Annotated in this window: 27 protein-coding genes and 1 pseudogene; 9 read left to right on the plus strand and 19 right to left on the minus strand. The window is 74.7% G+C overall.

What is annotated here, in order from left to right; genetic code table 11:
- Window positions 1-26: 26 nt before the first annotated feature.
- Both ACU616_RS01485 and ACU616_RS01490 read right to left on the minus strand, forming a co-directional pair.
- Window positions 27-1,064 carry a hypothetical protein gene (locus ACU616_RS01485; RefSeq protein WP_446756723.1) on the minus strand — a complete coding sequence of 346 codons (1,038 nt, stop codon included), beginning with the start codon at window positions 1,062-1,064 and terminating at the stop codon, window positions 27-29.
- Window positions 1,065-1,120: 56 nt separating this feature from the next.
- Entirely contained in the window at window positions 1,121-2,347 is a 1,227-nt protein-coding gene (locus ACU616_RS01490) for an acyltransferase family protein (RefSeq protein ID WP_446756724.1), read from the minus strand.
- A gap of 153 nt (window positions 2,348-2,500) precedes the next feature.
- On the opposite strand from ACU616_RS01490, the gene ACU616_RS01495 reads away from it, so the two are divergent.
- Window positions 2,501-2,806, plus strand: a complete 306-nt coding sequence (locus ACU616_RS01495; RefSeq protein WP_446756725.1) for a hypothetical protein — start codon at window positions 2,501-2,503, stop codon at window positions 2,804-2,806.
- A 61-nt stretch (window positions 2,807-2,867) separates the two neighbouring features.
- Here ACU616_RS01495 and ACU616_RS01500 read toward each other — a convergent pair.
- Window positions 2,868-3,086 (minus strand): annotated as a pseudogene (locus ACU616_RS01500) (helix-turn-helix domain-containing protein); the annotation flags it as partial.
- On the opposite strand from ACU616_RS01500, the gene ACU616_RS01505 reads away from it, so the two are divergent.
- Complete coding sequence (locus tag ACU616_RS01505; protein WP_446756726.1) at window positions 3,062-3,397, plus strand: MarR family transcriptional regulator; 336 nt, start codon at window positions 3,062-3,064, stop codon at window positions 3,395-3,397. The pseudogene ACU616_RS01500 and the gene ACU616_RS01505 overlap by 25 nt on opposite strands.
- Before the next feature lie 15 nt (window positions 3,398-3,412).
- Here the strand turns inward: ACU616_RS01505 and ACU616_RS01510 are convergent, their stop codons facing one another.
- The 3 genes from ACU616_RS01510 to ACU616_RS01520 are packed head-to-tail and all read right to left on the minus strand — an operon-like array spanning window position 3,413 to window position 6,185.
- Window positions 3,413-4,705, minus strand: a complete 1,293-nt coding sequence (locus ACU616_RS01510) for an MFS transporter (protein WP_446756727.1) — start codon at window positions 4,703-4,705, stop codon at window positions 3,413-3,415.
- Window positions 4,702-5,742 carry an NAD(P)-dependent alcohol dehydrogenase gene (locus ACU616_RS01515; RefSeq protein ID WP_446756728.1) on the minus strand — a complete coding sequence of 347 codons (1,041 nt, stop codon included), beginning with the start codon at window positions 5,740-5,742 and terminating at the stop codon, window positions 4,702-4,704. Before ACU616_RS01515 ends, ACU616_RS01510 begins: the two co-directional genes overlap by 4 nt.
- A 32-nt stretch (window positions 5,743-5,774) precedes the next feature.
- Window positions 5,775-6,185 carry a (R)-mandelonitrile lyase gene (locus tag ACU616_RS01520; protein ID WP_446756729.1) on the minus strand — a complete coding sequence of 137 codons (411 nt, stop codon included), beginning with the start codon at window positions 6,183-6,185 and terminating at the stop codon, window positions 5,775-5,777.
- Between the two features lie 138 nt (window positions 6,186-6,323).
- On the opposite strand from ACU616_RS01520, the gene ACU616_RS01525 reads away from it, so the two are divergent.
- Together ACU616_RS01525 and ACU616_RS01530 are read left to right on the plus strand one after the other, a co-directional pair.
- Window positions 6,324-7,217: a helix-turn-helix transcriptional regulator gene (locus ACU616_RS01525; protein WP_446756730.1), complete on the plus strand. Its 894-nt coding sequence runs from the start codon at window positions 6,324-6,326 to the stop codon at window positions 7,215-7,217.
- Window positions 7,218-7,687: 470 nt separating this feature from the next.
- Window positions 7,688-8,350 carry a hypothetical protein gene (locus tag ACU616_RS01530; RefSeq protein WP_446756731.1) on the plus strand — a complete coding sequence of 221 codons (663 nt, stop codon included), beginning with the start codon at window positions 7,688-7,690 and terminating at the stop codon, window positions 8,348-8,350.
- A 47-nt stretch (window positions 8,351-8,397) separates the two neighbouring features.
- Here the strand turns inward: ACU616_RS01530 and ACU616_RS01535 are convergent, their stop codons facing one another.
- Window positions 8,398-8,823, minus strand: coding sequence for a hypothetical protein (locus ACU616_RS01535; RefSeq protein ID WP_446756732.1), 426 nt, complete (start codon window positions 8,821-8,823; stop codon window positions 8,398-8,400).
- 641 nt (window positions 8,824-9,464) lie between these two features.
- Entirely contained in the window at window positions 9,465-10,196 is a 732-nt protein-coding gene (locus ACU616_RS01540) for a GAF and ANTAR domain-containing protein (RefSeq protein ID WP_446756733.1), read from the minus strand.
- 431 nt (window positions 10,197-10,627) lie between these two features.
- Between ACU616_RS01540 and ACU616_RS01545 the strand changes: the two genes are divergently transcribed.
- Together ACU616_RS01545 and ACU616_RS01550 are read left to right on the plus strand one after the other, a co-directional pair.
- A complete protein-coding gene (locus ACU616_RS01545) occupies window positions 10,628-10,975 on the plus strand; it encodes a hypothetical protein (RefSeq protein ID WP_446756734.1) in 348 nt (115 codons plus the stop codon).
- A gap of 410 nt (window positions 10,976-11,385) precedes the next feature.
- Entirely contained in the window at window positions 11,386-11,775 is a 390-nt protein-coding gene (locus tag ACU616_RS01550; protein WP_446756735.1) for an ATP-binding protein, read from the plus strand.
- A gap of 143 nt (window positions 11,776-11,918) precedes the next feature.
- Here ACU616_RS01550 and ACU616_RS01555 read toward each other — a convergent pair whose 3' ends face one another.
- From ACU616_RS01555 to ACU616_RS01575, 5 genes are all read right to left on the minus strand, one after another.
- Window positions 11,919-12,080, minus strand: a complete 162-nt coding sequence (locus ACU616_RS01555) for a hypothetical protein (protein ID WP_446756736.1) — start codon at window positions 12,078-12,080, stop codon at window positions 11,919-11,921.
- A gap of 200 nt (window positions 12,081-12,280) precedes the next feature.
- Window positions 12,281-15,148 carry a vitamin B12-dependent ribonucleotide reductase gene (locus tag ACU616_RS01560; RefSeq protein ID WP_446756737.1) on the minus strand — a complete coding sequence of 956 codons (2,868 nt, stop codon included), beginning with the start codon at window positions 15,146-15,148 and terminating at the stop codon, window positions 12,281-12,283.
- A gap of 125 nt (window positions 15,149-15,273) precedes the next feature.
- Complete coding sequence (gene nrdR, locus ACU616_RS01565) at window positions 15,274-15,822, minus strand: transcriptional regulator NrdR (RefSeq protein ID WP_446756738.1); 549 nt, start codon at window positions 15,820-15,822, stop codon at window positions 15,274-15,276.
- Window positions 15,823-16,312: 490 nt separating this feature from the next.
- Window positions 16,313-16,966: a hypothetical protein gene (locus ACU616_RS01570; RefSeq protein WP_446756739.1), complete on the minus strand. Its 654-nt coding sequence runs from the start codon at window positions 16,964-16,966 to the stop codon at window positions 16,313-16,315.
- A 134-nt stretch (window positions 16,967-17,100) separates the two neighbouring features.
- The gene (locus ACU616_RS01575) at window positions 17,101-17,766 is read right to left on the minus strand and encodes a LysM peptidoglycan-binding domain-containing protein (protein WP_446756740.1); all 666 of its coding nucleotides are present in this window, start codon (window positions 17,764-17,766) and stop codon (window positions 17,101-17,103) included.
- A 288-nt stretch (window positions 17,767-18,054) separates the two neighbouring features.
- Between ACU616_RS01575 and lexA the strand changes: the two genes are divergently transcribed.
- Window positions 18,055-18,834, plus strand: coding sequence for a transcriptional repressor LexA (lexA, locus tag ACU616_RS01580; protein ID WP_446756741.1), 780 nt, complete (start codon window positions 18,055-18,057; stop codon window positions 18,832-18,834).
- 49 nt (window positions 18,835-18,883) lie between these two features.
- On the opposite strand, the gene ACU616_RS01585 is transcribed toward lexA, so the two are convergent.
- The 3 genes from ACU616_RS01585 to hflX all read right to left on the minus strand — a co-directional run bounded on the left by ACU616_RS01585 (window position 18,884) and on the right by hflX (window position 22,345).
- The gene (locus ACU616_RS01585) at window positions 18,884-20,008 is read right to left on the minus strand and encodes a hypothetical protein (RefSeq protein WP_446756742.1); all 1,125 of its coding nucleotides are present in this window, start codon (window positions 20,006-20,008) and stop codon (window positions 18,884-18,886) included.
- Window positions 19,974-20,732 carry a phosphatase PAP2 family protein gene (locus ACU616_RS01590; protein ID WP_446756743.1) on the minus strand — a complete coding sequence of 253 codons (759 nt, stop codon included), beginning with the start codon at window positions 20,730-20,732 and terminating at the stop codon, window positions 19,974-19,976. Before ACU616_RS01590 ends, ACU616_RS01585 begins: the two co-directional genes overlap by 35 nt.
- Window positions 20,733-20,869: 137 nt before the next feature.
- Window positions 20,870-22,345: a GTPase HflX gene (hflX, locus tag ACU616_RS01595; RefSeq protein WP_446756744.1), complete on the minus strand. Its 1,476-nt coding sequence runs from the start codon at window positions 22,343-22,345 to the stop codon at window positions 20,870-20,872.
- 152 nt (window positions 22,346-22,497) lie between these two features.
- On the opposite strand from hflX, the gene ACU616_RS01600 reads away from it, so the two are divergent.
- A complete protein-coding gene (locus ACU616_RS01600) occupies window positions 22,498-22,701 on the plus strand; it encodes a hypothetical protein (RefSeq protein ID WP_446756745.1) in 204 nt (67 codons plus the stop codon).
- On the opposite strand, the gene dapF is transcribed toward ACU616_RS01600, so the two are convergent.
- Genes dapF through ACU616_RS01615 form a run of 3 tightly spaced genes read right to left on the minus strand, consistent with a single transcriptional unit; the run spans window position 22,698 to window position 25,209 of the window.
- Window positions 22,698-23,585, minus strand: a complete 888-nt coding sequence (gene dapF, locus ACU616_RS01605; RefSeq protein ID WP_446756746.1) for a diaminopimelate epimerase — start codon at window positions 23,583-23,585, stop codon at window positions 22,698-22,700. The genes ACU616_RS01600 and dapF overlap by 4 nt on opposite strands.
- Window positions 23,582-24,517: a tRNA (adenosine(37)-N6)-dimethylallyltransferase MiaA gene (gene miaA, locus ACU616_RS01610; protein ID WP_446756747.1), complete on the minus strand. Its 936-nt coding sequence runs from the start codon at window positions 24,515-24,517 to the stop codon at window positions 23,582-23,584. The genes dapF and miaA overlap by 4 nt, the downstream gene beginning before the upstream one ends.
- Window positions 24,502-25,209 (minus strand): hypothetical protein, encoded by a 708-nt coding sequence (locus tag ACU616_RS01615; RefSeq protein ID WP_446756748.1) that lies wholly within the window; start codon window positions 25,207-25,209, stop codon window positions 24,502-24,504. Before ACU616_RS01615 ends, miaA begins: the two co-directional genes overlap by 16 nt.
- Before the next feature lie 40 nt (window positions 25,210-25,249).
- Between ACU616_RS01615 and ACU616_RS01620 the strand changes: the two genes are divergently transcribed.
- Window positions 25,250-26,755 (plus strand): DUF349 domain-containing protein, encoded by a 1,506-nt coding sequence (locus ACU616_RS01620; RefSeq protein WP_446756749.1) that lies wholly within the window; start codon window positions 25,250-25,252, stop codon window positions 26,753-26,755.

Here is a 26,755-nt window from a genome sequence, read left to right on the forward strand (position 1 = left end):
CACCGCTGTGAGACACCGTCGACCGGTCACGGCGTCGGCCGGGCGCTCCCGTACCGGCGGGCCAGGGCGGCGAAGGACGCCTTCGGCTCCCACGGCAGACCGCAGTGGCCTGCGCCGGACCCCGCCGGGAGGGTCCGGACGAGCGCGTAGCTGGCGGTGTCCAGGTCCAGGGCGGGATCCGGGTCGCCCGGGTAGGACGGCATGGCGAGGGTGAACCCGAACGCGCCGTCGACGCCCTCCTCCTCCAGGATCCCGAGCACCTGCTCGAGGTGGGCGGCCTGCGCGGCCTCGTCGCGGCGGTGGCCGTCCCGGAGTCGTGGCGGGGAGGTGGAGCGGTCGACGATCGTCCATCCGTGGCTGCCGCGGTCCTCGGCGCCGGCGTAGGTGCAGCAGCCGAACTCCAGCACCACGACCGGCTTGCCGGACGCCGCCAGTCGCCGGAGCGTGCGCCGGTAGGACCCCCGGCTCCGGGCGTCGTGGTAGTGGTCGATGCCGGCGAGGTCGAACGGCGTCCAGTCCACCTGCTCCCACGCGCCGGAGGCGTAGCTGACCGGGCCGGCGAAATCCGCGCGCACCGTGGCGACGGCGTCGCGCAGGAGGTCGTCCAGTCGGCGGGTGAACGACCCCCTGCGGAGGGTGCTGCGGACCAGCCGCCAGGGTCGGGCGAACGTCCGCATCCGCTCGGACGACGTGGCGCCGTCCACCAGGCCACTCGTGAACAGTGTCAGCTCGCAGCCGGTGACGAGCACGACGCCACCGTGCTCGGCCCGCACCTCCTCGGCCGCGGCGGCACAGGTGCGCAGGTGGGCCAGCGTCGCGGCCTGGTCGGCGTCCACCAGCACCGGGGACAGCCACACCTCCAGCCCGACCTCGCGGGCGAGCCGCGCCGCCGTGGTGAGCCGGCCGACGTCCTGCCCCGAGATGCGCACCGCGGTGCAGTGCAGGTCCTCGGCGATGACCTCGAGCTCCCGGCGCACCACAGCCGGGTCGAAGTCGAGCCGGGTCGTCCACCCCGCCCCGCGGGTGGCGGTCCCGACGTCGTGGTTGACGCCCCTGCGCTCCACGTCGTCAGCACACACCCGTCGGCCGGGACGGAGGAGCCGGGACGCGCCGCGGGGGCTCAGGTTCCCGCGAGCAGGGCCCGGTTCAGCGCGATGCGACGGATCAGCAGGTCGTAGGCGAGCAGCGTGACGACCGCGGACAGGACGCAGATGAGCAGGTACTGCAGCGTGGGGTGCAGCGAGCTGCCGACGACGAGGTACGCCACCACGACGACGACCGGCTGGTGCAGCACGTACCAGGGCAGCACCGCCGGCGCGACGTAGCCGACGACCCGCGAGCCGTCGCCACCCGCGGAGGGGCGCAGCCGGGCCAGCCCGCCGACGATCGCCACGACCGTGCACCAGACAGCCGCGCCGAGCGCCGCTCTCCCGGCGAGGGTGGACGGATCGCGGTCGAGCAGGGGGTCGCCCTCTCCGCCGAGCATGCGCACCCCGGCCACGGCCATCAGGCCGACCGCGACCACCGCGGCGAGGCCGGCGTCACGGCGCACGACCTCGCGGAAGCGGACGTCGGCGGCCAGGACCACCCCGGCGGCGAAGAAGAGCAGGTAGCCGAGGGGGCTGCCCGCGGCGAGTCCCTCGTCGAGGCCGAGCCCGGCGGCCACTCCCCCGAGGAGGACGGCAGGCAGCAGGACCCCTCCCCGCCGTCGTGCGGCGCCCGACAGCGCGCCCAGGGTTCGCCGGCCGCGGCCGGAGTCCAGCCACCCGAGGAGCGGCAGCACGGCCAGGGAGTACAGGAGCAGGAGGTAGACGAACCACAGGTGCCCGGTCTCGAAGCCGCGGCCGTCGGCGGCGGGCCGGAGCACGAAGGGGAACTCCGACCAGTCCCAGCGGACCCGGAAGAAGCGGGGCCAGAAGGCCCAGTAGGACTCGGTGTACCCGGGGTCCGCGCGCAGCCGGAGCCAGACCGGCAGCGGGACGAGCAGCACGGTGCCGGCCACCAGGGGGACGAGCAGCCGTCGCACCCGCCGGCGCAGGTACCCGCGGGTGCCACGGGCCTGCCAGGAGTGCCAGGCGCCGATGCCGGCGACCAGGTACAGCAGCGGCATCGCCGCCACCACGACCGGCGCGACGAGCGGCACGAGCTCGGCGGTGCGGTCGCTCTTGACGTAGAAGTCGTCGTCGGTGTCGAACACCAGCAGGGCGTGGAACGGGATCAGGCCACCGACGACGACCGCCCGGGCCAGGTCGAGCCCCGGCCAGCGGCCGACCTGCCAGGACGTCTGCGCCGCCAGCCCCGCCATCCGGAGCCCCCATCCCTCGGTGGGTAGCACGGTCGCAGGCACCGCCGGACCTGTCGAGGGTCGCCGGCCTCAGGCGCCGCCCGGCCGACGGCGTCAGGTGGTGGCCGGACCTGCACGGCAGCCGGTGCCCGGTGGTCACGAGCCCGACCCGGGACTCCTCCGCCGCCCGGCCGCCGCGTCGGGCACCATCCGGCCGTGGACCCCGAGCAGCTGCTGCGGACGGCGGCCGACCGGCTGGACGCGCTGGCCGCCCGGACGACCCCCGGCGACTGGCGGACCGGCGGACTGCTGGCGACCCGTCCCGAGGTGGTCGCGCACCTCCCCGACGGGAGCAGCGAGCACGTGGCCGAGGCGCGGGCCGGGACCGGTGCGTGGATCGCGACCCTCTCCCCCGCGCTGGCCGCGCCCCTGGCGGCCTGGCTGCGCGCCGCGGCGGCGCACGGACCGGTCGACCCGGCCGCCGAGGCGTTCGCCCGGGCCCTGCTCGCGCGGCTGCCCTGACCGGGCCCGGCACCCGTGGGTTGCCCACCAAGCCCGACCGGTGGGCGGGCACCACGGCCTGCACCCGGTCACGCAGGTCGAGCTCGGTCAGCAGGTGGGTGACGTGCGTCTTCACCGTCGCCTCGCTGATGGACAGCTCCCGGGCGATCTCGGCGTTCGACAGCCCGCGCGCCACCAGCCGCAGCACGTCCTGCTCGCGGACGGTCAGCCCGGCCAGCGACGGCGCCGGGGCGGGAGCGCGCGAAGGAGCTCGCCGTGGCCGACGCGCTGGTATCCACAGGCCGGGCGCTGACGCTGCTCGGCACCCGGCTCGCCGCGGTCCACGACGAGGACGCCGCCGCCGTGGAGGTGGTCACGCTCCGCGCCGAGCTTCCACGGGGCGGCCCGGGCCCGCGGCAGCTGGCGGTGCTGGCGCTCGGCGGGTTCGACACCCCGGCGGGCCTGTCGGTCGCCGATGTGGAGACCGCCACCAGCCTGCAGCGGCCGAACGTGCACAAGCTGCTGCAGCGGCTCACCGAACTCGGACACCTCGAGCAGTTGCCGGACGAGCGGCCAGCTCGCTGGCACCGCGTTCAGCCCTCAGCCGGGTGACTGCTGTCCATGCCGTCAGGCGGCCTGGCCGCACGACAGGACGACGTCCTCGGCGCAGGCGCGCACGTGCACTACGTCGTGGCGGCGCTGGAGGAGCGCGATCACGACCGTGGGGATGAGGGTCAGCGTCGCGATGCCGGTGCCGACCACGGCGGGGCCGACGGCCCCCAGGCTGGAGCTCAAGGTCGCCCCGGCGATTCCTGAGCCGACTGCCGTTCCGGCGTTGTACGCGGAGACTGACATCGCCACTGCGAGCGTGGGCGCCGGGCCGCCGAAGCGCACAGCCAGAGAGGACAGCACCGGGTTGACACTGAGCCCGAAGAGCCCGAGCAGGACCACCAGCACCACTGTGGGCACGGTGTGCGTGGACAGCCGGCAGATGCCCAGCAGCACGACGGCGGTCACCGCGGGCACCACGATCGTGGTCGCGTGCGGGCGGACGTCGCCCAGGCGACCGCCGAGCACCGTGCCGATCAGGGAACCGACGCCGAACCCGACGAGCACCAGCGGCACCAGGCCGGTCGCGATGCCGGCGCGTCCGGTCAGCAGCGGTGAGATGTAGGAGTAGGCCGACAGAACGCCGCCGGTCGTGGTCGCGCAGGCCGCCAACACGAGCCACAGCCGACCGGAGCGCAGCGCGGCCAGCTCTGAGCGCAGGGACCCGATCTCCTCGTGGGCACGGTCGTGCGGCACGTGGCGCGCGATGAGCACAGCCGCGGCGAGTGCGAGGGCGGCGAGGGCCCAGAACGGTCCTCGCCAGCCGGTGAGCTGCCCGGCGAACGCGCCGAGCGGCACGCCGACGACGTTGGCCAGCATGCCGCCGGCGCCGACCAGGCCCAGGGCTCGGGCGCCGGCCGCTGGGCCGGCGGCGCGGGTGGCGACGACGGACGCGACCGACCAGAACGCCCCCGTCGCCCACGCGGTGACGAACCGGGCGGCCAGCAGCAGCGGGAAGCTCGAGCCGAGCGCGATGACGACGTGACCGGCCGCGAAGATGCCGAGGGCGAGCATCAGCGTCACCCGCCGCGGCAGCCGCCGGGTCAGCAGTGCCATCGACGGTGAGCCGACGATCATCCCGACCGCGAACACCGTGATCAGCAGACCGGCCCGCGCCACGCTGACATGGAGGTCACCGGCGATCTCCGGCAACAGGCCGGCCACCACGAACTCGGTGGTGAGCATGAGAAACGTGCCGGCCGCCAGCACGTAGACGACGAACGGAAGTCGCACCGGCGGGCCACCGTCGCCAGCCGGGTCGGCGGCCGACGCCGCCGACCCGGCCGGGCGGGACAGTTGGTCCGAGGTCACTGCAGGGTAGCGGCGTCGATGACGAACCGGTAGCGGACGTCGGAGGCGAGCACCCGCTCGTAGGCCTCGTTGACCCGGTCGGCGGCGATGATCTCGACCTCGGCGCCGATGCGGTGTGCGGCGCAGAAGTCGAGCATCTCCTGGGTCTCGGCGATGCCGCCGATCATCGAGCCGGCGTAGTTGCGACGGCCCCCGACCAGGGACATGACGTGCAGGCTCAGCGGCTCGGCGGGAGCGCCGACGTTGACCAGGGTGCCGTCCACGGCCAGCAGCGACAGGTAGGCGTCGACGTCGATCGGGGCGCTGACGGTGTTGATGATCAGGTCGAAGCGGGCGGCCAGCTGGGCGAAGGTGTCCGGGTCGCTGGTCGCGCGGTAGTCGGTGGCACCCAGCCGCAGGCCGTCCTCCTGCTTCTTCAGCGACTGCGACAGCACCGTGACCTCGGCGCCCATCGCGGCGGCGAGCTTGACGGCCATGTGCCCCAATCCGCCGAGGCCGACGACGGCGACCTGCTTGCCGGGCCCGGCGCCCCAGCGGCGCAGCGGCGAGTAGGTGGTGATGCCGGCGCACAGCAGCGGCGCCGCGGCCGCCGGGTCGATGCCGTCGGGCACGCGCAGGACGAACCCGGCGTCGACGACGACGTGGGTGGAGTAGCCGCCCTGGGTCGTGCTGCCGTCCCGGTCGGTGCCGGCGTAGGTGGGCACCATGCCGTTGAGGCAGAACTGCTCGTTGCCGCTGCGGCAGTTGGCGCACTCGCCGCAGGAGTTGACCATGCAGCCGACGCCGACCCGGTCACCGACCCGATGACCGGTGACGTCGGAGCCGACCTCGGCGATGACGCCGACGATCTCGCGCCCGGGGACGACGGGGAACGGCTGAGGTCCCCAGTCGCCGTTCACGGTGTGGATGTCGGAGTGGCAGATGCCGGCGTACTCGATCTCGATCAGCACGTCGTTCGGGCCGACGGCCCGGCGCTCGATGGTGGTGGGGGCCAGCGGCCGGCCGGCCGCGGGGGCGGCGTAGGCGTTCACGCGCATGCGGAAGTGCTCCTCGTTCAGGGGGATGGGGTTCAGTCGATCGCCGGGGCGGCGGTGTACTCCTCGTCGGTGACGGGGGTCAGCCAGTGCACGACGGCGTGGTCGGCGTCGGCCTCGTTGACGGCCAGGTGGACCATGAGCCGGTTCGGCGCGGCGCCGTGCCAGTGCTCCTCGTCGGCCTCGAACAGGACGCGGTCGCCGGGGCGGATGACCTCGATCGGGCCGCCCCGGCGCTGGCACAGGCCGACGCCCTCGGTGACGAAGACGGTCTGGCTCAGCGGGTGGCGGTGCCAGTGGGTGCGCGCGCCGGGCATGAAGTGCACCAGGTTCGCGCTGAGCCGCGACGGCGCCGGTGCGGCGGCGACGGCGTCGATGTAGACGTCGCCGGTGAACCAGTCAGCCGGACCCTTGACGGTGTCGACCGAGCTGCGGGTGATCTGCACGGTCGTTCTCCTCTCCTTCGGACGTCCTCGAGCGGTCCACCCCACGACACCGCGCCGCGCGCAGGCGCGGGGAGTCGCGTTTGTGGGGGTAGCGGCTGTACCCCCCCTCCCGACCCGGTCCGACGTAGCGTCGGTCGGGTGGACAACCGCTCCGACATCCGCGACTTCCTCGCCAGCCGGCGCGCCCGGATCAGCCCCGAGCAGGCCGGGCTCCTGCCCGGCGGGGGTCGGCGGCGCGTGCCCGGGCTGCGCCGCGAGGAGGTCGCCGTCCTGGCCGGGGTGAGCACCGGCTGGTACGAGCGGCTGGAGAAGGGCCACATCGCCGGCGTCTCCGAGGACGTCCTGGAGGCCGTCGCCCGGGCGCTGCAGCTGGACGAGGCCGAGCGGCTCCACCTGTTCAACCTCGCCCGCGCCGCCCGGCCCAGCCGCGCACCGCAGCGCCGCGGCAAGGCGAAGGTGCCCGCGCGGGTGCAGTGGATGCTGGACTCGATGACCGGCTCGGCCGCGTTCGTCGCGAACGGGCGGCTGGACGTCCTCGCGACCAACACCCTGGGATGGGCGCTGCACTCACCGATGTTCGACGACCCCGGGCGCCCCGCGAACTTCGCCCGCTTCCAGTTCCTCGACCCGCGGGCGGCCGACTATTACCAGGACTGGGAGAGGGCGGCGAGCACCACCGTCGCGCTGCTGCGCACCGAGGCCGGCCGCGACCCCTACGACAAGGATCTGCGCGAGCTGGTCGGGGAGCTGTCGACGGTCAGCGAGGAGTTCCGCACCCGCTGGGCCGCGCACAACGTGCGCATCCACCACTCCGGGGTCAAGCAGTTCCGCCACCCCGCGGTCGGCCTGCTCGAGCTGACCTACCACACCCTCGACCTGCCCGCTCCCGACCACGGCAGGCTGGCCCTGACCATCTACACCGCCGAACCCGGCACACCGTCCGAGGACGCCCTCAAGCTCCTGGCCAGCTGGGCGGCCACCAACGTGGCCTCGGCGGCCCACCCGGCCACCTCCGCGACCGACAACGCCTGACCGGCCAGCCGTGGCGCGCGTCTTCGTCGGCCGGGACGCGACCGCAGAGCCACCCTCACAACCGCAGAGCTGACCCGCGCGACCTCGCCTCCCCCAATCTCAGCCTCGTGCGCGCGCAATCTCATCCTCGTGGCCGCAGACCCGCACACGTCCACTCTGCGGCCGCCCTCACCGAGCGCGCACACCTCGCCCTCGCCCCACGGGTGCTCCCCCGCCCGACGCCGATGCCGCCCTCGACGCGCTCGCTGTCGCCGACACCTCGCCGGCGAGCAGTCGGAAGCTCACGGTCGCGGCACAGCGTGGATGACCGTGATCCCGCAGGCGAGCTGGCGATGACCCACGACATGGACGGAGGCCCGGACGGATCCGCACCCGCGTCCCGGTGGTGACGTCCGGACGCGCTCGCGCTGACGCTGTCCATCAACGTCAGCAGCCGCGTCGACAGTGAAGCCGGCGAGTTCGGCTGGCAGGTGTGGGACGGGCTCATCCGAGCAGTGTGGGACCTCGACGAGGACGGCGACGACGGCGCGTCCGAGGACCTGCCGGGCTCCGGTGACGGCTGGGACGGCGCCGACCCCGAGGTCGACGACGACACCTTCCGGCTACCGGTCGGCGAGCTGACCCGATGGATGCTGCCGCTGGACTTCGACGAGCCGTTCGCGCTGTCCGAGGCGGCGGACGCAGTCGCCCAGGATCTCTGCGACGTCGTGGCGCCCATCGTCGGCGACCACCCGCTGCTGATCGACGACTGCTACGAGCTCACCAGTCAGGACTGGTTCGACCGTCTCCTAGTGCTGCGCGCCATCGAGCTCGTGCCGCAGCTACGTGGGCATGGGGTGGGGGCGTGGGCGTCGGCGCGATCGGTCAAGCAGCTCGCCCCGGACTCCGGGACCTCGATCCTGACGAAGGCGGCCCCACTGCACCGCGAGCCGTTCATGCGCGACGACACCGATCCCCACCGCGAGTTCACGCCGGCGGAGGAACGCGCGTGGCGGGGAGCACAGCAGGAGATCGCCGCCCACTGGCAGCAGAACCTCGGCCTGATCCCGTTGCCGCACAACCCGGCCATCCTGATCGGCACGGTCGACACCGCGGAGGGATCGCTGCAGGCCGCAGTGGACTCCTGGGCCTGACGGCTCCAACGGAATCCCCGCGCCGGGCTGTCGGGCCCGAGGCTCCGTCAGCACGGCGCTCCGTCGGGATGGAACCACTGGAGGACCTCGATCCGGTGTGCGGTGAGCGGCAGTCGCTCGTTGGCCCCGTTCGGGTAGATCCCCGCCGCCCCCCATAGCTGCGCGCGGACGCTGGCCGCCGCGCCGATCTGGATCCCCCGCTCGAGGAGGTCGGCGCGGACCGCATCGGCGTCGAACAGGTAGACGTGGTCGACGCGCCACGGCCGGGTCTGACCGTAGGAGCTCACCGCCGCACCCGCGGGGCCGGTCATCACCAGGTAGTCGTCCAGCGCATCGGAGACGTTGATGTCGAGCATCCCGTCCCGCTGCAGGTGCCACTTCACATTCACCGTCCGGCCCTGCAGCGGCCCTGACTGGAATCGGCCGTCGAACCCAGGGGTGTTCGCGGAGGGCAACAGGTCGATCCCGAACACCTGACTCGCGAGTCACTCCCCGACGTGGCCCAGTGTCACCGGCCGCGAGATCAGCCCGGCGATCTCTGCGTCAATGGCACTGCGCTCAGCGAGGCGCCGGGCAACCTGCAGCAACTGGTCGCGTGACATGCGGCCAGTGTGGACGCCGGCGTGCCCGCCCCCGGGAGTACCGGCGGACAGGGCACAGCCGCACCGGCCGCGCCCCGGTGCGCCTCGGTGCGTGCAGAGAACCTCCAGAAGACGCACCACACAACGCGTGAGCCAACTGGGGACGTCTGCGGCCCGCTGCGAGGCTGGCGCGCCGCGGGGCAGCCACCCGGGCCGGACCGACCGCTACGCGGACGAAGCCCCCTGGCGTCGGAGGTTCTTCAGCTTCACCGACTGGCCGGTACGGGGAGCGCCAGCACGCCAGAAGTCCCAACCGTCCGTCGACAAGGTCGACTCCGGGTTGCCCAGCCCAGAGACGGCGACCTTGACCGCCCGGCCGGCGCTCGACACAGGGAGCAATGGACCTCGCCGCCGTAGCGGAGGCTGCCGTCGGCGAGGCGTTCGGCAGTGCGCCGTCCCTCGGCGAGAACCTCGCTCACCCGCGTCCCGCGTCCCTCCTGACCGGCTGCGTGCCTGACGAGGCCGCTCCGACGTCAGTCCCGGCCGCCGCGCTGGACCTCGTCGACCAGGTCCTGGGCGATGTCGCGCAGCTTGCGGTTGTTCAGCTGGGACTCCTTCGACAGCAGATCAAAGGCCGCGTCGGCGGACATGCCGCGGTGGCGGGCCATGAGGATGCCCTTCGCCTGGTCGATGACCGCCCGCGAGTCCAGGGCGCGCTGCAGGTTGGCCGCCAGGGTCGCGGTGCTGGCGTAGACGCCGGCGTTGGCCACGGCCACCGCCGCGTAGGAGGCGAACGCGGTGGCCAGCTCCTGCTTCGCCTCGTCGAACGGGGTGTCGTCGGTGCCGTACACGTTGAGCGCCCCGATGGTCTGGCGCTGCACGGGCAGCCCGATCGACATCGTGTGCAGGACGCCCTTGCGGGCGGCCGCGCGGGCGAAGTCGGGATAGGTGGGGCTGTGGGCGGTGTCGTCGATGGTGATGGTCGTGCCGGAGGTCGCGGCGTCCATGCAGGGGCCGAACCCGGACTCGTACTGGCGCTCGTCGAGCTGGGCGGACAGCGGTCCGGTGAAGGCCGCGCTGGCCACCTCGCCGTCCTGCAGGAGGGTGACCGACACGTCGGCGGCGCCGGGGATGGTCTGCTTGGCCAGCTCGGCCACCCGCTCGAGGGTCGCCGACAGCGGCTGCTCACCGAGCATGATCTTGCTCAGCTCGGCGAAGGCGGCGCGGGGATCGCGCGGCGGTTCGACGTCGGCGGGATCAGGCATGGACACGGCGGTCTCTGCTCTACGACGGACTGCGGGTGACACCTCGCGACAGTCCGAGATTGGCGTCCCGGTCGTCCACGAGAGGACGACGGGGACGAAGAACCGGGGCCGAGTGCTGCAACGTCCGGGGTCCGGTCATCGGAACGGCGCCGACTCGCCGTGAGCGTGTGACCGCCTGGTCCCTCACCCTACGCGCACGCCGCACTCGAAATGTCCACACCGGCGCCGGCCACTCAGATGCCGCGGCATCGAAGGTGAGCCGCTGGCCCTCCGCCGCTGCAGCGCGCACACTGGCGTCACCAGCCGCGAGCCCGGATCGGGGTGGCGGCCGGTGTCGATCTTGGTCGAGCAGCGGGCCTCGGATCGGATCCAGCCCGCCGGCACAGCGCCCCTCGGGGCGCACCGACGCCCCGACGACCTCGAGGTTCCCGGTGCCCCCCTTCACCGCGCCCGCCAGCGCACTGACCGTCCTTGCCTGGCGGCTGGGTGCCCTGAGCGTCGCCGACCTGTGGTGGCGCTACACCGAGCTGGGCGGGAGCCGGCCTCGTGCCGCGCTCGTCGAGTACCTCGCCGGCACCGCCGCCTGGCCGACCTCCGAGCACAACCCCCTGACCCAGGCCCTCAACGAATGCCTGTGGGAGCTCGGGCACCCGAGCCTGGCCCCCTACCGGGAACTACCGAACGCTCGGCCCGCGGCCTCGCGGACCGAGGGATCGGCTGAGACCCCGCAGCTCGTCCAGCGCCGCCGCCATCACGTGCCGGCAACAGCACACGCCTGAGCGGGCGCCCGGCGGAGCGGCTGTCAGCCCGATCACCCCTGACCGTGCGGTCGAGTGTGCGCAGCTTCCGACCGGGGTACCTGGCCGACCCAGGGCCGGTCCTGTTCCATCAGCGGGTTGGCGTTGACCGTTGTGGCCGGCCACGGTGGGCGAGGCAGTCGTCCGCCGGTTCCCGTCCCGGCCCGCGCTCGCACCCTGCCGGTGACGTCATCCCTGTGGGCTGTCGCGAGGCACATCCAGCGGTCCATGACGATCCCCGAGGGATCGAGGCAGGTCATGGCACCGTCCGCTGAGCAGCACGCCGCCCGGTCACGCGCCCGATGCGACCTCCGCCGGTGAGTACCGAAGCCACCGGCGTGAGCCCGTCGGCGTGGGGGCAACGGCCGCGGCCGGAACCGGGGAGCGCTCACGTGATCGCGCGCTGGGTACCGGCCGGCCCAGCCGAGCTGACCGCCTGCCGGCGCGGGCTGGCCGCCGCCCTGCACGACGGCGCCCGCCCGCCCGGCGCCGACGAGGGCGCGGTCGAGCGCCTGCTGCTGGCCTACGAGGAGCTGGCCTCCAACGCGGTGCGGCACGGCCGCGGCCCGGTCGAAGTCACCGTGACCAGCAACGACACCTCGTGGCTGCTCGAGGTCAGCGACGCCGCGGCGGACCGGCCGCCCAGTCCCGCCATCGGCCGCGATCCGGCGAACGGCGGCCTCGGACTGCACCTGGTCTCCCGGCTGTGCGACGCACACGGCTGGACCACCGACGGGCACCGCAAGACCGTCTGGGCTCGCATCGACCACACGTCCCCGTGATCCCGATTCGCACCGCGGGCCCAAGCGCCCCAGCGCCTCGGCGGCGTTCGAGGGCTCGGCGATCACTCGGTCGACGCAGCCCGGCGCCGGAGCTCCGTCAGCTCGACCGCGGCGCCGGTGCGAATGGATCCGGGTGGAGCTCGCTACCGCCGTAGCCATTCCACGGAGTTGCCGTCACCGGCCTCGGCCGGGGGCGGCGGGGCGTAGGCGGTGCCGGCGACCCGGCCGCCGGTGCGGGCATGCCGCGCGTAGGCGGTGCCGGCGACCGGGCGGGGTCGCCGCGGCGGTGACGGGGGCTGGGTCACGCGCCTGTCCTCTCTCGTGGGGCTCCACGCGCAGCCGCCCCGGCCCTCCGAGGAGGGCCGGGGCGGCCGGGGTCTGGTATTCCAAGATCGCTGGTTTCGCGACCTTGATACACAATGTCACCGCGAGCCGCTGTGACATTTCGGCGATCCCGCCGGGACATCAGGCGAGGATCGCGCTGACATCCCGGCGAGCCTCGCCATCAGCTGCAGCCGCTGGTGGAGCCGCAGCCCTCGCAGACGTAGCAGCTGCCGGCCGGGCGCATCTTCGTGCCGCAGGTCATGCACAGCGGCGCGTCGGTGGCGGTGCCGGTCACCAGCTCGAACAGCTCGGCCGAGGAGTGCGCCTCCGTGACCGGCTTGTCGGCCGCCGGCTCCGGCTTGGGGGGCGCCTCGGTGGGCACCGAGCCGCGCAGCGCCTCGACGTCGACCTCCTCCTCCTCGACGACGTCCGCGGTGGAGGCCGAGCCGTAGCTCCCCGCCACCTGAGCGGCGCGCTCCTCGGCGCTGAAGATGCCGAGGGTGGCGCGGGTGTCGACCGGCAGGTGGTCCAGCGCCAGGCGACGGAAGATGTAGTCCATCACCGACTGGGCGATCCGGATGTCCGGGTCGTCGGTCATGCCGGCCGGCTCGAAGCGCATGTTGGTGAACTTCTGGATGTAGGTCTCCAGCGGCACACCGTGCTGCAGTGCGATCGAGATGCCGATCGAGAAGGCGTCCATGACACCGGCCAGGGTCGAGCCCTGCTTGCCGAGCTTGAGGAACACCTCACCGAGGCTGCCGTCCTCGTACATCCCGGCGGTCATGTAGCCCTCGGCGCCGGCGACGCTGAAGGACGTCGTCATGCTCTGCCGCTTCTTGGGCAGCCGGCGGCGGACCGGGTGCGACGTCGTGGCGACCGGAGCGGCCTCCACCTGGACCTCGTCGGTCTTCTTCTTCGCCTTGGCGTCGGACAGCGGCTGGCCGACCTTGCAGTTGTCGCGGTAGATCGCCAGTGCCTTGAGGCCGAGCTTCCAGCCCTGGAAGTAGATGTTCTCGACGTCCTCGACGGTCGCCGTCTCCGGCATGTTGACCGTCTTGCTGATGGCGCCGGAGATGAACGGCTGCACCGCGGCCATCATGCGGACGTGGCCCATCGGGGAGATGGCCCGCTCGCCCATGGCGCAGTCGAAGACCTCGTAGTGCTCCGGGCGCAGGCTCGGCGCGTCGACGACGTGGCCGTGCTCGGAGATGTACTCGACGATCGCCTCGACCTGCTCGTCCTGGTAGCCCAGGCTCTTCAGCGCCCGCGGGACCGTCTGGTTGACGATCTGCATGGACCCGCCGCCGACCAGCTTCTTGTACTTGACCAGCGAGAAGTCCGGCTCGATGCCGGTCGTGTCGCAGTCCATCATGAAGCCGATGGTGCCGGTGGGCGCCAGCACCGAGGCCTGCGCGTTGCGCCAGCCGTTGTCGGCGCCGAGCTCCAGGCAGTCCTGCCACTGGGCGGTGGCGACCCGCAGCACGTCGGCGTCGTCGGCGCCGACCGGGCGGATGGCGTCGTTGGCCGCGGCGTGCTTGCGCATCACCCGGGCGTGGGCGTCGGCGTTGCGGGCGTAGCCGTCGTAGGCGCCGACGATGCCGGCGAGCTCGGCCGAGCGGCGGTAGGCGGTGCCGGTCATCAGCGAGGTGATCGCCGCGGCCAGCGTCTGGCCGCCCCGCGAGTCGTAGGCGTGCCCGGTGGCCATCAGCAGCGCGCCGAGGTTGGCGTAGCCGATGCCCAACTGCCGGTAGGCGCGGGTGGTCTCCCCGATCGGCTCGGTCGGGAAGTCGGCGAAGCAGATCGAGATGTCCATCGCCGTGATGACCAGCTCGACGGCCTTGACGAAGGTCTTGGCGTCGAAGGTCCCGTCGTCGTTGAGGAACTTCATCAGGTTCAGCGACGCCAGGTTGCACGAGCTGTTGTCCAGGCTCATGTACTCCGAGCAGGGGTTGGACGCGTTGATCCGCCCCGTCTCGGGGTTGGTGTGCCAGTCGTTGATCGTGTCGTCGTACTGGATGCCGGGGTCGGCGCACTCCCACGCGGCCTTCGTGACCTTGCGGAAGAGGCCCTTGGCGTCGACGGTCTCGATGACCGAGCCGTCGAGGCGCGAGCGCAGGCCGAAGCCGGTGCCGTCCTCCACCGCGCGCATGAACTCGTCGGAGACGCGGACGGAGTTGTTGGCGTTCTGGTACTGGACGCTGGTGATGTCCTTGCCGCCGAGGTCCATGTCGTACCCGGCGTCGCGCAGCGCGCGGATCTTGTCCTCCTCGCGCGCCTTGGTCTCGATGAACTCCTCGACGTCGGGGTGGTCGATGTCGAGGACCACCATCTTGGCCGCGCGGCGGGTGGCGCCACCGGACTTGATCGTCCCGGCGGAGGCGTCGGCCCCGCGCATGAAGCTGACCGGGCCCGAGGCGGTGCCGCCGGAGGACAGCAGCTCCTTCGACGAGCGGATGCGGGAGAGGTTCAGACCGGCGCCGGAGCCGCCCTTGAAGATCAGCCCCTCCTCGCGGTACCAGTTGAGGATCGAGTCCATCGTGTCGTCGACGGCGAGGATGAAGCAGGCGCTGACCTGCTGCGGGGCGCTGGTGCCGACGTTGAACCACACGGGGCTGTTGAAGCTGAACACCTGGTGCAGCAGCATCCAGGTCAGCTCGTGCTCGAAGACCTCCGCGTCGCCCTCGCTGGCGAAGTAGCCGTGCTCGCGGCCGGCCGCGCCGTAGGTGAGCACCACCCGGTCGATGAGCTGGCGCAGGCTGCTCTCCCGCTGCGGGGTGCCCACGGCGCCGCGGAAGTACTTCGTGGTGACGATGTTGGTGGCGTTGATGCTCCACTCGGCGGGGAACTCCACGCCGCGCTGCTCGAAGTTGACCGAGCCGTCCCGCCAGTTGGTCATGACGACGTCGCGCCGCTCCCAGGTGACCTCGTCGTAGGGGTGCACCCCGGCGGTGGTGTAGACCCGCTTGACCTTCAGGCCCTTCCCCCGGGTCGGCGCCTTGGCGGGGGCGCGACGCGTGCGGCCTGACAAGCGGTCCTCGGTCTCGGTCACAGAGCTCTCCCTCGTGGAGTGGTCGGCGGCTGGGGAAGAGCCGCACTCGTTCTAGCGGGTGGTGCTGACGTTCCTGGCGTGCTCGGGTGTCCGGCGGTGCTGCCGGCGGTCGGGACGGGGTGCGGTCAGGTGGCGGTCCGGTCGGCCGCGGGCTGGCTGCGCCCGCCGCCGCGGCGGCGCGGCGGTGGGTCCAGCTGCATGCCCGGCAGCGGCGGGGTGCCGCCGGCGAGGTGGCGGGCCCGCAGCTCGGTGATGGCCTTCTCGAAGTCCTCGAGCGAGGTGAAGGCGCGGTAGACGCTGGCGAAGCGGAGGTAGGCCACCTCGTCGAGCTCCCGCAGCGGCCGCAGGATGGCCAGCCCGACCTCGTGGCTGGGGACCTCGGCCGCCCCGCTGGCGCGGATGGCGTCCTCCACCTGCTGGGCCAGCTGCTGCAACTGGTCCTCGTCGACCGGCCGGCCCTGGCAGGCCCGGCGGACGCCGGCGACGACCTTGGCCCGGTTGAACGGCTCGCTGACGCCGCTGCGCTTGACGACGGCGAGGACCGCCTCCTCCACCGTGGTGAAGCGGCGACCGCAGGCCGGGCACGACCGGCGACGGCGGGTGGTGGCCCCCTCGTCGGCCTCGCGCGAGTCGATCACCCGGCTGTCGGGGTTGTGGCAGAACGGGCAGCGCACTGCGGTTCACCTCCCTCCGCGACCGGCCCGTCACCCGCAACCGGTGACCGGTCCCGGGCGGCCGCGCCGGCGGCCGCTGATCGCCCCTCGGGGTCGCGTCTGTGGACCCCTCTGGGGACATCCGGTGGATGCCCCGGGGAAGTCCTGAGGATGACCTGTGGAGGACCACCGTCGAAGCAACTACTAGATGTAGGGGGACCCTAGGCCGGGCTCCACTACATCTGCAAGCCGAACGCGAGCATGTCTCTTCCGCCGCGATGTGCTCGCAACCCACCGGTGACCAGGCGCGAGCACGCTCCCCACCCGCCACACGACACGCCGAGGGCCCGCGCGTGTCGGCGTGCGGGAGAGGGTGGAACAGGCGTGGGGGACGCGCGCACGGGCACTGCCGGACGGCGGGTTCGTCGACGGTGGAGCTGCCCGCGGAGGCCCCGGCCCAGCACCGGGGCCCGGACCCACCGCGTCCGGCGGGGACGCCGGGACGGAGCGCTCAGACCGGGCGGCGGACGGCGGGACGCCCGCCGCGCGGGTGTGACGCCAGGTCGTCGAGGCGGATCGGGCGGGTCAGCAGGTCCGGCTCCCCGACCTCCGCGGAGGACGCCCCGGAGGACGCCGCGGAGGCGCCGGGGCCGTCCGGAACGGCGGGGGCGCCGACGGCGACCGCCGGCATCTCGGCCGTGAGCGCCCGGTGCCGGCCCGCACCGGCGGACCCGTCGGCGGGCGCCCGGTGCCGGCCCGCTGCGGCGGACCCGTCGGCGGGCTGCTCGGCGGTGCCGTCGGCGCCGTGCCGGCGGCCGGCACGGAACGTGCGGCGTGCCGGCTGCACCGCGGCCATCACGACGGTCGCGTCGGGACGGGGCGCACCGTCCTGCCGGTCGCGGTCGCCGACCTCGGCGCTCGGTGGCTCGGACGGCGACGCGGTGTGCGCGAGGGACAGGTGCCGCTCGGGCAGGCGCACACCGGCGAGGTCGACCCAGGTCGGCTCGCCCCCGTCGCGCCACCGCACCTGTGCCTGGCAGCCGCCGCGCTCGTCGTGCCGCCAGCCCAGCATGGCGCCGGGAGCCCAGGCGCCGTCCACGCACACCTCGACGTCCTGCGGCGAGCGGAAGACGACTGCGGCCCGGCTGTTCACGGCTGCTGACACGTCCTCGACCGTAGGTGCCGGTACTGCTCCGGCCGGTGAGCGACCTCGCGCGGAGGGTTGACGAACTCGCCGCCGCCCTCTCGTCCATGTCTGCCGGAGCTCGAGGGCGGACCCGGACGCCCCGCACCGCGCGCTCACGGCAGCTGGAGGACCTGGCCGGGCACGACGGACGAGCCCCGGAGGTCGTTGAGCTCCTCGATGGCGTCGACCACGACGCGCACGTCCTCCCCGTCCGCGGCGACCTCCCCCGCGATCGACCACACCGTGTCGCCCGGCTCGACGACGACGCTGCTCTCCCCCGCGAGCCGCAGTCCGCCGTCGGCACCGCCCACCAGCGGCGCGAGCCAGGCGCCCAGACCGACCGCTCCGCCGAGGGCGAGCACGGTGACGAGGCGCCGCCCCCGCCGGGTCAGCCGCACGGCGGCCGGCGCGCAGCCACCGCGGACGGGGCCACCGGTGGCACCGGAGCGCAGCGGCCGCCCGCTCGGACGGGCCGGGTCGCGCCGGGCGCCGGGCCGCTCGGTGGCCGGCCCGGCGGTGCGCACGGCCGCGGCGGCCTGGTGGTCGGGGACGGGGCGCAGGTGCCCGCCGACCCGCGGGCCGGAGCCCGGCAGGGCTCCGGGCGCCGCCGGCCGGGCCGGGCGGCCGGCAGCCGCCACACCTCCGACACCGACACCGACACCGACACCGCCACCGACACCGCCACCGCCACCGACACCGGCCCCCGGCCGGAGCGACGGCCGCCACGGGACCCGGACCGTCGCGTCGAACTCCAGCACGTCCTGCCGCACGGTGCCCATGACCCACTCCTCCTCGTCGGTGCCACCTGGTCGAACGCGTGTTCGATCGAACGCCTGTGCGATTCCTAGCGCAACCCGCCGACGGGGTCGACCCCGATACCTCCTGGCGGGTTTCGAACACACGTTTGAAGTACCGGCGCCGAGGCGCTACCGTCCGACCAGCACCCGTCCGCCGTCGCCTCCGGGCGCCGAGGCGGTCCCGTCCAGCCGGCGGTCCTGAACGACGAACCGCGGCCGGGCGGGAGCAGGACACGAGGGCCGTGGCAGCACGGCCGGCGAGGAGGAGACGTGGCGGGCACGAGCGGGACCGGCCAGCGCACACGCACCGGCGGGACGTCCCGCCGCGCGGGTAGCGGCGCGGGTGGGGAGGGGACCGGCGCGGTCCGCACCTTCCCCGACCGCACGGAGGCCGGCGACGGCCTGACGCAGCGGCAGCGCCGGGTCCTCGAGGTCATCCGCGACTCGATCGAGCGCCGCGGCTACCCGCCCTCGGTGCGCGAGATCGGCGAGGCCGTCGGCCTGTCCTCCGCGTCGTCGGTCGCCCACCAGCTCTCGGTGCTGCAGAAGAAGGGCTGGCTGCGGCGCGACCCCAACCGCCCCCGCGCGCTCGACGTCCGGCTGCCCGGTGAGACGCCGGGCGAGACCGCCGCTCCCGCCACTGCCCCCACCGGCGCACCCGCGGCCGACACCGGCGCGCCCACCTACGTGCCCCTGGTCGGCCGGATCGCCGCCGGTGGCCCGGTGCTCGCCGAGCAGGCGGTCGAGGACGTCTTCCCCCTCCCCCGCGAGCTGGTCGGCGAGGGCACGCTGTTCATGCTGCGCGTCGCCGGTGACTCGATGGTCGACGCGGCCATCTGCGACGGCGACTGGGTCGTCGTGCGCCAGCAGCCCACCGCGGAGAACGGTGAGATCGTGGCCGCGATGCTCGAGGGCGAGGCCACGGTGAAGACCTACAAGCGCCGCGACGGGCACGTCTGGCTGCTGCCGCACAACCCGGCGTACGAGCCGATCCCGGGCGACGAGGCGACCATCCTCGGCCGTGTCGTCACGGTGCTGCGCCGGGTCTGACGCCGCACCGCTCGCTGAGCGACCCGCCCCGTGGGGGCGGGTCGGCCGGTCACCGACCGACGGGTGGGCCGGCCGGGTCGCGCCGCCGGCGCAGCCGCCCGCCGATCCAGACGAGGACGGCTGCGACGGCAGCGGCCACCAGCCCGGCCGTGACCGGCGAGGGGCCGCCACCGTCGCCGGAGAGCAGTCCCGCCAGCGACGGATCGGCCGGGGCCGACGGCGCAGCCGGCGTCGACGCCGCGGTGGCAGCCGGCACCGGGACCAGCGTGACGTCGCCGGGCACGCCCTCCCCGGCGACGAGCAGCGCGCCGCCGTCGGCGGTGAAGGTGACCGCTTCCCCCTGTGGCTCCGCGGGCAGCGCGACGCGCACGGGCTCGCCGGCCAGCGCGCCCGGCACGTCGGAGCCGGCCAGCGGCCAGACGTAGGCGTCGGTGTAGGTCCGCAGCGCGATCCGGCTGCCGTCACGCGCGACCGCGCCACCGGTGACCAGCAGCTGGCCCGCACGCCCGACCGGGCCGCCGGGCGTGCCGGTCAGCGTGAAGGACACCGTGCCGACGTCGGCCAGCCCGACGGTGCCGCCGTCCACCAGCGGAGCGGCCGGCCGGTAGACGTGGCTGGCGCCCAGGACCTCCTTGGTCACCACGTACGGGGTGCCGTCCGGGGCCAGCAGCAGTGCCTCGGCGTCGTGCGCGCCGTCGGGATAGGTCAGCCGGTACAGCGCGGTGGCGCCGTCGGGACGCAGAGCGATGAGCGCGACGGTGGCCCGGGTGCCGTTGTTGTCCCCGGTGTCGGCCAGCCACACCGTGCCGTCCGGGCCGACCGCGAGGTCCTCGGGGTCGTAGGGGTCCAGCGGGGCGGTCACGACGTCGACGACCTGGCAGGTGCCGTCCAGCGCGTACACCGCCACCTGGTCGCCGCCGTCGGCCATCACCACCACCCGGTCACCGACGTCGACGAGGCCCGACAGCTCGGCCAGCCGCGGATCGGTGACCTGGCAGCGGACGGACGCCGCGGCCGGCTCCTGGGCGCCTGCGGACGGCGCGCCGGCCAGCGTCAGCGCCAGTGTCAGGGCCAGGCAGACGGGGGCGGCCGCCCCGCGGCGGGCCCTGCGACGGCCGGAAACGGGCCCGCGACGCCTGTCAGGACCGCGCGGACGGACGGCCGGCTCGCGCACGAGGCCAGCGTGACAGCACGGCTGCGTCCAGTGCGTGAACCACGCCCAGCAGCAGGAGGCCGACGGCCGCGCCGACCACCGCGTCGGTCACCCAGTGGAAGTCCAGCGACACCATGGCCACACCGGTGGCCACCGGCCCGAGCACGCTGAGCCACCACAGCGTGCGCTGCACCCGCGGACCCAGCCGGTACTCGACCGCCTGCCAGCGGGCCACCCCCCACATGAGCACGGCGTTGGCCACGTGCCCGGAGGGATAGGAGGCCCCGTCGCGGTGGAAGAACGACCCCGGGTAGGCCGGGGCGGTGCGCCCGGTGCCGAACTTGAACGCGTAGACGACGACGGTGAGCAGCGCCAGCGCGGTGAGGACCCGCACCAGCGGGAGCAGCGTCCGCTGCCGCACGCACAGCCAGCCGACCAGGACGGCCAGCACCGCGAGGATGGTGCCGCGCCCGCCGATCTGGGTGACCGCCCAGACCGGCCAGTAGGCCGGGGAGTCGCGCAGGTCCCAGCCGCTGACCGCCTCGGAGACCCGCAGGTCGACCCACTCGAGGTAGCCGCGGCTGAGCAGGTCCACGGTGACGGCGGACGCGACGAGGAAGGCACCGAGCAGCAGCCACCACGGCGGGCGGCCGGGGGTCACCACGCGACCGGGCAGGGCGGCGGGCTCGCCGGGCCCGTCCCCGGCCGGTGCGCCGTCCCGGCGCCGCACCACGCCGCTGGTCATCCGGTCACGGTACCGGCCCGTGACCCGTCCGTGACCTCGGCCGCCCGAGGGCGAGGCGGACGGTGGGGCAGACGGCGAGCCGCCCGGGGCCTGGCGCGGAGCCGGGCACCCGGGCGGCGGGGTGCGGGGAGGACCGGTCAGCCGACGGGCACGGCGAACCGCTCGAGGGCGGCGGCGAGGCCGCCGTCCACCCGCGCGGAGAGCCGGGTGCCCGACGCCTCGTGCTGCTCGCTGAGCACCTCGCCGTCGCGGTGGACGCGGGCGACCAGGTCACCGCGGTCGTAGGGCACGAGCACCTCGACCTCGACGTCCGGGTGCGGCAGCCGGGTCGCGACGATCTCGCGCAGCCGCTCGATGCCCTCGCCGGTGCGCGCCGAGACCCAGACCGCGCCCGGCAGGGCGCGGCGCAGGGTCAGCACGTCGTCCTCGGTCATGGCGTCGACCTTGTTGACGACGATCAGCTCGGGCACCGCCGCGGCGTCGATCTCCTGCAGCACCACGTGCACCGCGTCGATCTGGCCGAGCGGGTCGGGGTCGGAGCCGTCGACGACGTGCAGCAGCAGGTCGGCACCGGCCACCTCCTCGAGCGTCGACCGGAAGGCGTCGACGAGCTGGTGCGGCAGGTGCCGCACGAAGCCGACGGTGTCGGTGAGCGTGTACTCGCGGCCCTCGGGCGACTGTGCACGCCGCACCGTCGGGTCGAGGGTGGCGAACAGCGCGTTCTCCACCAGCACGCCGGCGCCGGTCAGCCGGTTGAGCAGGCTGGACTTGCCCGCGTTGGTGTACCCGGCGATGGCCACGCTCGGCACGGCGTGGCGGTCGCGGCCCGAGCGCTGGGTCGCGCGCGCAGTCGCCATGCCGGCGATCTCGCGACGCAGCCTGCTCACCCGCGACCGGATCCGCCGGCGGTCGGTCTCGATCTTGGTCTCACCGGGACCGCGGGTACCGATGCCGCCACCGCCGGCGACGCGGCCGCCGGCCTGCCGGGACAGCGACTCACCCCAGCCGCGCAGGCGCGGCAGCATGTACTGCATCTGCGCCAGCTCGACCTGGGCCTTGCCCTCCCGGCTGGTGGCGTGCTGGGCGAAGATGTCGAGGATCAGCGCGGTCCGGTCGACCACCTTGACCTTGAGGATCTTCTCCAGTGCGCCCAGCTGGCCCGGGGTGAGCTCCCCGTCGCAGATCACCGTGTCGGCGCCGCTGGCGGCGACGATGTCGCGGATCTCAGCGGCCTTGCCCGAGCCGACGTAGGTGCCGGCGTCGGGCTTGTCGCGCCGCTGGCTCACGGCCTCCAGGACCTCCGAGCCGGCGGTCTCGGCCAGCGCGGCGAGCTCGGCCAGCGACCGGTCGGCGTCGGCCTGGGTGCCCTCGGTCCAGACGCCGACGAGGACGACCCGCTCGAGGCGCAGCTGCCGGTACTCGACCTCGCTGATGTCGGCGAGCTCGGTGGACAGCCCCGCCACCCGGCGCAGCGCGCCACGGGCCTCGAGGTCGTAGGAGCCGGTCGTGTCGTCGTCGTCCCACTGGCCGGCCGGGGCGGGACGGGCTGCCTCAGCGCGCTCGGCCCGGTCCTGTGCGTCCGCGAGCACGGCGCGGTTCTGTGCGGTCGTCATCGGGTCCAGCGTGACACGCACGCCGTCCACGGTCACCTGGGTTGTCGTCTCTGCAGTCGTCATACGGCCGGTACAACACCGGAACGGGTCAGGTGCATCCCGCGGGGAGCCGGGTACGGGCGAGACGACGACCACGACCCAGGGAGGCACCCGTGAGCACCAGCAGCAGCGAGGGCACCGACGACCCCGGCCGCGACCCGGTCGGGCTGGAGGTGCCGCGCAACCTCTTCGGCGGCGCCGACCAGGACACCGGGGCCGGCACGCCGCGCGGCACCGGGAACGTGGGCCCCGGCGACAAGCCCGAGGCGCCGACCGACGAGCCCGAGACCCGCGCCGACACCCCGGACACTCCCTAGGAGCCGAGCCACTTCGGGGTCAGCTGCCCCGTCGCGACGACGACGGCGGGGCCGTGCAGCACCGTCGTCCCCGGGGAGACGTCGACCGTCAGCCGCCCGCCGGGGACGTCGACGACGACCGTGCCGCGCTGCGGCCCGTCGGACCCGGCTGCCAGGGCGGCGTAGGCGGTGGCGCAGGCGCCGGTGCCGCAGGAGCGGGTCTCCCCCACGCCGCGCTCGTGCACCCGCAGCCGGACGTGGGCGTCGGCGCCCTCGGCCGGCCGGGCGAGCACCTGGACGAACTCGACGTTGACGCCCTCCGGGAACAGGCCCGCGTCGAACCCGGGCTGCGCGGTGAGGTCGAGGGCGTCGAGGTCGGCGTCGGTGGCGCAGACCAGGTGCGGGTTGCCCATCGAGACGGCCTGGCCGGGGAACGCCCGCCCTGCCACGGTCGCCGCACCGCGCCCGAAGGGCCGGGCCGGGCCCATGTCCACCCAGTACGTGCCGTCGGCCCCGGCGCCCACCCGGCGCGGCCCGCCGCGGGTGCCCACCAGGATGCCGTCGGCGCAGGCCGCGCGGTCGAGCAGCCCCTCGGCGATCAGCACGTGCAGGAACAGCCGGACGCCGTTGCCGCACATCTCCGCGTGGGAGCCGTCGGCGTTGCGGTGGTCCATGAACCACTCGCAGCGGTCGAGGTCGGCACCGAGGACGGCGGCGGCGTCGGGCACGTGGCGGCTGCGCACCACCCGCAGGACGCCGTCGCCGCCGAGGCCGGCGCGGCGCTCGCACAGCCGCTGCACCAGGGCGGCGTCGAGGCGGTCCTCCGGCCAGCGGTCCCCGTCGGGGTCGGGCAGGACGACGAAGTCGTTCTCGGTGCCGTGCCCGAGGAGGAACCGGTCGCTCACCGCCCGATCCTACGGCGGCTGAGCAGCTCCTCGACGGCGTCGGGGAGGTCGGGGCGGGCGGCGTCGAACCAGGTGGTGGTCGCGTCGCGGCGGAACCACGAGCGCTGCCGCCGGACGAAGCGCCGGGTGGTGGTGACCGTCCGCTCGCGGGCCTCGGCGGCGGTGAGCGCGCCGTCGAGCTGGGCGAGCACCTGGGCGTAGCCGAGCGCGCGGGACGCCGTCGGCCCCTCGCGCAGGCCGTCGGCGGCGAGCGCGGCGACCTCGGCGACGAAGCCCGCCGCCCACATCCGGTCCACCCGCTCGGCCACCCGGGCGTCGAGCTCGGCCGGCTCCCGGTCCAGCCCGACGACGACGGCCGGGTAGTGCGGTCGGGGCTCGGGCAGCGTGGCGCGGAACGGCCGGCCGGTGAGCTCGACGACCTCCAGCGCCCGCACGATCCGCCGTCCGTTGCTGGGCAGCACCGCGGCCGCGGCGGCCGGGTCGACGGCGGCGAGGCGGGCGTGCATCTCGGCCGCGCCGGCGTCGGCCAGCTCGGCCTCCAGCCGGGCGCGGACCGCCGGGTCGGTGCCCGGGAACTCCAGGTCGTCGAGGACGGCGCGCACGTACAGGCCCGAGCCGCCGACCAGCAGCGGCACCACCCCGGCGGCGCGCAGCCGGTCGACCTCGGCGCGCGCCATCCGGGCGTACTCGGCCACCGAGGCGGCCTCGCGGACGTGCCACACGTCAAGCAGGTGGTGGGGCACGCCCTGACGCTCGGTGGCGTCGGGCTTGGCGGTGCCGATGTCCATGCCGCGGTAGAGCTGCATGGAGTCGGCGTTGACCACCTCGCCGCCGAGGCGCCGGGCCAGCGCGACCGCCAGCGCCGTCTTCCCGGTGGCGGTGGGCCCGACGACGGCGACCACGGGCGGCAGGCCGGTCACCGCGCCTGCCACACGGCCACCAGGTAGCCGACCCCGTAGGGGGCCTCGTCGGCCAGCAGCCGCGCGGTCACGGGCCGCCCCGCCAGCAGCGCCCCCACGGCGCGCCAGACGGGCACGCCGGCGGCCAGCAGCCGCCGTCCCTCCGCGGGGTCGAGCGCGGCCAGCGCGGCGGCGTCCCCCGCGGCCAGTGCGGCGGCGACGGCGGCGTCGAAGGGTGCGGCCGCGGCGTCCAGGTGCCCGGGGGCCTTGACGCTGCGGCGGGCCGAGCCGTCGCCCATGGCCAGCACCCCGACCGGCCCGGGCACCCCCGCCACGACCGCGGCCAGCTCCTCCGGCCCGGCGCCGACGCGCTCCCCCGTGCAGCCGGCGGCGGACAGCAGCGCCGCCCCCACGGTGAGGGCCGGCGGCATGCGGCGGCCGTCCGGGCGCACCCCGCCGGACAGCGGCACCTCGACGTCGACGCCGAACCCGCGCAGGTCCCCGGCATCGCCCCGCCCGTACCGGCCCTCCGCACCTGGCCCCACGACCACGACCAGCTCGGGCCGGGCGGCGAGCACCGCGTCGACCGCCTCGGCGCAGGCCGCCCGCAGGCCGGCGGTCTCCTCGGCCGCGCGCCCGGCGACCGCGGGGAGCAGCAGCGGCGGGCACGGGCAGAAGGCCACCGACAGGGACGCAGCCGGGCGGACGACGGGGGTGCTGCTCACCGCAGCAGTCTCGCCGATGCGGCGTGGGACACTGCGGTGCGTGTCGAGCACGGAGAACCCCGGAGACGGGTCGCAGCAGGTCCCCTCGCCCGAGACGGCCGGTCCCGACGTGACCACGCCCGACGTGACCACCCCCCACGAGACCATCCCCGACGCGGTGACCCCCGACGCCGGGACACCGGCCGCGCCGACCCCCGCGGCGGCGGCACTGGCCGACCCGACGGACGACGCCGCCCCCGAGGACGCCGCCGCCGGGGTGGCCGCGGCCGAGGCGGTCGTCCCGGAGGCGTCCGCGCCGGCCCCGGCGCCGACGGCGCCCGCGGCCGAGGCGGTCTCGGACCCCGCGCAGTGGGGCCGGGTCGACGAGGACGGCACCGTCTACGTCCGCACCGCCGACGGGGAGCGGGCGGTCGGCTCGTGGCAGGCCGGCGACCCCGCCGCCGGCCTGGCGCACTTCGCCCGCCGCTACGACGACCTGGCCACCGAGGTGTCCCTCCTCGAGGCGCGGCTCAAGGCGCACACCGGCAACCCGTCCGAGCTCAAGGCCAAGGCGCAGACGCTGGCCGAGACCATCCCCACCGCCACCGCCGTCGGCGACCTCGACGGGCTGGCCGCCCGCGCCCGGGCGATGGTCGGGACGGCCGACTCCGCCGCCGCCGAGTCCCGCGCCGAGAAGGCCGCCGCCCGCGCCGCGCAGGTCGCGCGCAAGGAGGCGCTGGCCGCCGAGGCCGAGCAGATCGCCGCGGAGTCGACGTCCTGGAAGGCCGCCGGCGACCGGCTCAAGGCGATCGTCGAGGAGTGGAAGACCATCCGCGGCATCGACCGCAAGACCGACGAGGCGCTGTGGACCCGCTTCGCCGCCGCCCGTGACGCCTTCGGCCGCCGGCGCGGGGCGCACTTCGCCGCCCTCGACGCCCAGCGCGGTGAGGCCCGCGCGGCCAAGCAGGAGCTCATCGCCGAGGCGCAGCGGCTGTCGACGTCCACCGACTGGGGTGCCACCAGCGCGGCCATGCGCTCGCTGATGGACCGCTGGAAGGCCGTGCCGCGCACCAGCCGCGACGGCGACGACGACCTGTGGAAGCAGTTCCGCGCCGCGCAGGACGTCTTCTTCAGCGCCCGCTCGGAGTCGGACAAGGCCCGCAACAGCGAGCAGCTGGCCAACCAGCAGGCCAAGGAGGAGATCCTCGCCGAGGCGGAGAAGCTCGACCCGTCCGGCGACCTGCGGCAGGCCCAGAACGCGCTGCGCCGGCTGCAGGAGCGCTACGACGCCATCGGGCACGTGCCGCGCGGGGCCATGCGCTCGCTCGAGGACCGCATGCAGGCCGTCGAGCAGCGCGTCCGCGGCGCCTCCGACGCCGGCCGCGTGCGGACCGCGCCGGAGAACCCGATGGTCACCTCGATGCGCGCCGCGGTCACCAAGGCCGAGGAGCAGCTGGCCAAGGCCGAGGCCGCGGGCGACGCCCGCCGGATCGACGAGGCCCGCGCCAACCTCACCACGCGCCGGGAGTGGCTGGCCGAGGCCGAGAAGACCGCTTCGCGCCGCTGA

The organism is Geodermatophilus sp. URMC 62, from assembly GCF_052931475.1.

What these genes read in the sequence shown, in the direction of transcription:
- ACU616_RS01515 (WP_446756728.1), bottom strand. Translation starts at nt 5,742, where the DNA reads ATGCGCGTGAACGCCTACGCCGCCCCCGCGGCCGGCCGGCCGCTGGCC.
- ACU616_RS01540 (WP_446756733.1), bottom strand. Translation starts at nt 10,196, where the DNA reads ATGCCTGATCCCGCCGACGTCGAACCGCCGCGCGATCCCCGCGCCGCC.
- ACU616_RS01575 (WP_446756740.1), bottom strand. Translation starts at nt 17,766, where the DNA reads ATGGGCACCGTGCGGCAGGACGTGCTGGAGTTCGACGCGACGGTCCGG.
- ACU616_RS01590 (WP_446756743.1), bottom strand. Translation starts at nt 20,732, where the DNA reads ATGACCAGCGGCGTGGTGCGGCGCCGGGACGGCGCACCGGCCGGGGAC.
- hflX (WP_446756744.1), bottom strand. Translation starts at nt 22,345, where the DNA reads ATGACGACCGCACAGAACCGCGCCGTGCTCGCGGACGCACAGGACCGG.